Raw genomic sequence first — 4,972 nt, forward strand, 5'->3', positions numbered from 1 at the left:
TGATCCGTCGATCTTGCAGTCAAGCACGCTTATGCCTTTGCACACAGTGCGCGATGTCCGACCGCGCTGAGCGTACCTTCGTGCTCCTCCGTTACACTTTGGGAGGAGACCGCCCCAGTCAAACTACCCACCATACACGGTCCCCGACCCGGATTACGGGCCTAGGTTAGAACGTCAAGCACGACAGGGTGGTATTTCAAGGATGGCTCCACCACAGCTAGCGCCATGGTTTCATAGCCTCCCACCTATCCTACACAGACGAACTCAACGTTCAGTGTAAAGCTATAGTAAAGGTTCACGGGGTCTTTCCGTCTTGCCGCGGGAACGCTGCATCTTCACAGCGATTTCAATTTCACTGAGTCTCGGGTGGAGACAGCGCCGCTGTCGTTACGCCATTCGTGCAGGTCGGAACTTACCCGACAAGGAATTTCGCTACCTTAGGACCGTTATAGTTACGGCCGCCGTTTACTGGGGCTTCGATCAAGAGCTTCGCCTTGCGGCTGACCCCATCAATTAACCTTCCAGCACCGGGCAGGCGTCACACCCTATACGTCCACTTTCGTGTTTGCAGAGTGCTGTGTTTTTGATAAACAGTCGCAGCGGCCTGGTCACTGCGGCCCCCCTCAGCTATTAACCATGGAGGGCGCACCTTCTCCCGAAGTTACGGTGCTATTTTGCCTAGTTCCTTCACCCGAGTTCTCTCAAGCGCCTTAGAATTCTCATCCTGCCCACCTGTGTCGGTTTACGGTACGGTCTGCGTAAGCTGAAGCTTAGGAGCTTTTCCTGGAAGCGTGATATCAGCAGCCTAGCCCTAATGGGCCGGTCCTTAGTCTCAACGTTGCGCCCCCGGATTTGCCTAAGGGCACCGCCTCAACTCTCTCACCAGGACAACCAACGCCTGGCCTGCTTAACCTTCTCCGTCCCTCCATCGCACTTACGCGAGGTGCAGGAATATTAACCTGCTTCCCATCGACTACGCATTTCTGCCTCGCCTTAGGGGCCGACTCACCCTGCGTCGATTAACGTTGCGCAAGGAAACCTTGGGCTTTCGGCGTGCGGGCTTTTCACCCGCATTATCGTTACTCATGTCAGCATTCGCACTTCCGATACCTCCAGCAGACTTCTCAATCCACCTTCATCGGCTTACGGAACGCTCCTCTACCGCGCATACAAAGTATGCACCCCAAGCTTCGGTTTATCGCTTAGCCCCGTTAAATCTTCCGCGCAGACCGACTCGACCAGTGAGCTATTACGCTTTCTTTAAAGGGTGGCTGCTTCTAAGCCAACCTCCTGGCTGTCTGTGCCTTTCCACATCGTTCACCACTTAGCGATAAATTTGGGACCTTAGCTGTGGGTCTGGGTTGTTTCCCTTTTCACGACGGACGTTAGCACCCGCCGTGTGTCTCCCGGATAGTACGTACTGGTATTCGGAGTTTGCCATGGTTTGGTAAGTCGCAATGACCCCCTAGCCATAACAGTGCTCTACCCCCAGCAGTATTCGTCCGAGGCGCTACCTAAATAGCTTTCGAGGAGAACCAGCTATCTCCGGGTTCGATTAGCTTTTCACTCCTAATCACACCTCATCCCCGTCTTTTGCAACAGACGTGGGTTCGGGCCTCCAGTTGATGTTACTCAACCTTCACCCTGGGCATGACTAGATCACCCGGTTTCGGGTCTACTGCCCGCGACTATGCGCCCTTATCAGACTCGGTTTCCCTTCGCCTCCCCTATACGGTTAAGCTTGCCACGAACAGTAAGTCGCTGACCCATTATACAAAAGGTACGCGGTCACTCTTGCGAGCTCCCACTGCTTGTACGCACACGGTTTCAGGTTCTATTTCACTCCCTTCACCAGGGTTCTTTTCGCCTTTCCCTCACGGTACTGGTTCACTATCGGTCGGTCAGGAGTATTTAGCCTTGGAGGATGGTCCCCCCATGTTCAGACAGGGTTTCTCGTGCCCCGCCCTACTCGATTTCATCGCATCAGCCCCTTCGCATACAGGGCTGTCACCTTCTATGGCCGAGCTTTCCAACTCGTTTTGCTGAAGCTGATGCAACTTAAGGGCTAGTCCCCGTTCGCTCGTCACTACTTAGGGAATCTCGGTTGATTTCTTTTCCTCCGGGTACTTAGATATTTCAGTTCTCCGGGTTCGCTTCCAGCAGCTATGTATTCACTGCAGGATACCTATTGCTAGGTGGGTTTCCCCATTCGGACATCGCGGGATCAATGCTTATTGCCAGCTCCCCCGCGCTTTTCGCAGGCTGTCACGTCCTTCATCGCCTCTGACCGCCAAGGCATCCACCGTGTGCGCTTATTCGCTTGACCATATAACCCCAAGTTGCCTCGGTGCTACAGGGTTCGGGGGTACAAAGCCCGAACTCGAATATAACGACTCAATTAATAAAGTGTCTTTCGACACTCGCCTTAGCCTCTACGACACGTCATGGACATTCCGTCTCAAAACGCTCGCTACATTCCAGTTTTCAAAGAACACTTCAAAGGCTTCAGCGCCTTTGCAGTTTCAAATCTTTAGTGTGCGCAATCAGAATTTGTCGTTCGCTCTAGCTTTCGCCAGGGTGGTGGGTCTGGGAGGACTCGAACCACCGGCCTCACCCTTATCAGGGGTGCGCTCTAACCACCTGAGCTACAGACCCAATGTTGCTACTGGCCAAGTGGTGGAGCTTGTCGGGATCGAACCGACGACCCCCTGCTTGCAAAGCAGGTGCTCTCCCAGCTGAGCTAAAGCCCCATCGAAACGGGACGACTCCGCAATCGCCCTGTGGCGATCGGGAACTCTGAATGCAGGTGTCTTGTGCGGACGTCCGACGAGCAATTGGCTGTCTTTAGTCTCTAAAGGAGGTGATCCAGCCGCACCTTCCGATACGGCTACCTTGTTACGACTTCACCCCAGTCATCGGCCACACCGTGGCAAGCGCCCTCCCGAAGGTTAAGCTACCTGCTTCTGGTGCAACAAACTCCCATGGTGTGACGGGCGGTGTGTACAAGGCCCGGGAACGTATTCACCGCAGCAATGCTGATCTGCGATTACTAGCGATTCCGACTTCACGGAGTCGAGTTGCAGACTCCGATCCGGACTGAGATAGGGTTTCTGGGATTGGCTTGCCCTCGCGGGTTTGCAGCCCTCTGTCCCTACCATTGTAGTACGTGTGTAGCCCTGGCCGTAAGGGCCATGATGACTTGACGTCATCCCCACCTTCCTCCGGTTTGTCACCGGCGGTCTCCTTAGAGTTCCCACCATTACGTGCTGGCAACTAAGGACAAGGGTTGCGCTCGTTGCGGGACTTAACCCAACATCTCACGACACGAGCTGACGACAGCCATGCAGCACCTGTCTCACGGTTCCCGAAGGCACCAATCCATCTCTGGAAAGTTCCGTGGATGTCAAGGCCAGGTAAGGTTCTGCGCGTTGCATCGAATTAAACCACATACTCCACCGCTTGTGCGGGCCCCCGTCAATTCCTTTGAGTTTCAGTCTTGCGACCGTACTTCCCAGGCGGCGAACTTAACGCGTTAGCTTCGATACTGAGAGCCAAGTTGCTCCCAACATCCAGTTCGCATCGTTTAGGGCGTGGACTACCAGGGTATCTAATCCTGTTTGCTCCCCACGCTTTCGTGCCTCAGTGTCAGTGCTGGTCCAGGGTGTCGCCTTCGCCACAGATGTTCCTCCCGATATCTACGCATTTCACTGCTACACCGGGAATTCCACACCCCTCTACCGCACTCTAGTAAGCCAGTTTCCAATGCCATTCCCAGGTTGAGCCCAGGGCTTTCACATCAGACTTAACAAACCACCTACGCACGCTTTACGCCCAGTAATTCCGAGTAACGCTTGCACCCTTCGTATTACCGCGGCTGCTGGCACGAAGTTAGCCGGTGCTTATTCTTCCGGTACCGTCATGACTCAAGGTTATTAACCCTAAGCTTTTCTTTCCGGACAAAAGTGCTTTACAACCCGAAGGCCTTCTTCACACACGCGGCATGGCTGGATCAGGCTTGCGCCCATTGTCCAATATTCCCCACTGCTGCCTCCCGTAGGAGTCTGGACCGTGTCTCAGTTCCAGTGTGGCTGATCATCCTCTCAGACCAGCTACGGATCGTCGCCTTGGTGGGCCTTTACCCCGCCAACTAGCTAATCCGACGTCGGCTCATCTATCTGCGTGAGGCCTTGCGGTCCCCCACTTTCACCCGTAGGTCGTATGCGGTATTAGCGTAAGTTTCCCTACGTTATCCCCCACAAATAGGCAGATTCCGACGTATTCCTCACCCGTCCGCCACTCGCCACCCAAGGAGCAAGCTCCTCTGTGCTGCCGTTCGACTTGCATGTGTTAGGCCTGCCGCCAGCGTTCACTCTGAGCCAGGATCAAACTCTTCACTTAAATTTTTCGAACCGAAGTTCAAAGCTTTGAGTGCAGACATTCGTTCCAGGCCAATTACTCAATTGCATTTGCATGCTTTAAAGCTTTTGACTCTGTTGCGATCGTCTGCAAGATGGACAACTATCCACCCGTCAGACGCCCGCACAAGTCACCTGCGCACACTGTCAAAGATCGTGGGGAGTCGGCCTCAGCGCCTGTCCCGTTGCTCGTCACCGAAGTGCCCGAGCGAGCCGCACACTATACAGCAGTTTTCGTGAACGTCAACACCTGTTCGCGAACTTCTTGCTGCTTCCCGTTTCGCCGTCCGACTTCGTTTTCCGAAGCGTCCGTCTCACCGGGCCGCGCATCTTACAGCATCGTTTCGAACCGTCAACCACCTGTCGAAACCGCCGTCTTCCGCGCTCCAATCAACCGTGCAAACCGTCGATCGGGCCGCGCATCCTACAGCATGTTTCCGACTCGTCAACCACCCGTTCGAAACCGCCGTTTTCTGCGCCCCGTCAACCACTTATCCGGTCAGCGGGCCGCGCATCTTACAGCATCGTTTTCATCCGTCAACACTGGTGAAAACCGC

The 4,972-nt window shown here is 54.5% G+C and carries 1 protein-coding gene, 2 tRNA genes and 2 rRNA genes; 1 reads left to right on the forward strand and 4 read right to left on the reverse strand.

Annotated features, from left to right (window positions below):
- From V7787_RS52150 to V7787_RS52165, 4 genes are all read right to left on the reverse strand, one after another.
- Nucleotides 1–2,326 (reverse strand): 23S ribosomal RNA (locus V7787_RS52150); the annotation flags it as partial.
- A 252-nt stretch (nucleotides 2,327–2,578) separates the two neighbouring features.
- Nucleotides 2,579–2,655 (reverse strand) — tRNA-Ile (locus tag V7787_RS52155).
- A 19-nt stretch (nucleotides 2,656–2,674) separates the two neighbouring features.
- Nucleotides 2,675–2,750: transfer RNA gene (locus V7787_RS52160), tRNA-Ala, on the reverse strand.
- Between the two features lie 103 nt (nucleotides 2,751–2,853).
- A 16S ribosomal RNA gene (locus V7787_RS52165) occupies nucleotides 2,854–4,398 on the reverse strand.
- Between the two features lie 253 nt (nucleotides 4,399–4,651).
- Here V7787_RS52165 and V7787_RS52170 point away from each other — a divergent pair.
- The coding region (locus V7787_RS52170; protein ID WP_336095354.1) for a hypothetical protein at nucleotides 4,652–4,972 on the forward strand (321 nt) is incomplete at its 3' end.

This window comes from Pseudomonas sp. CGJS7, from assembly GCF_036961695.1.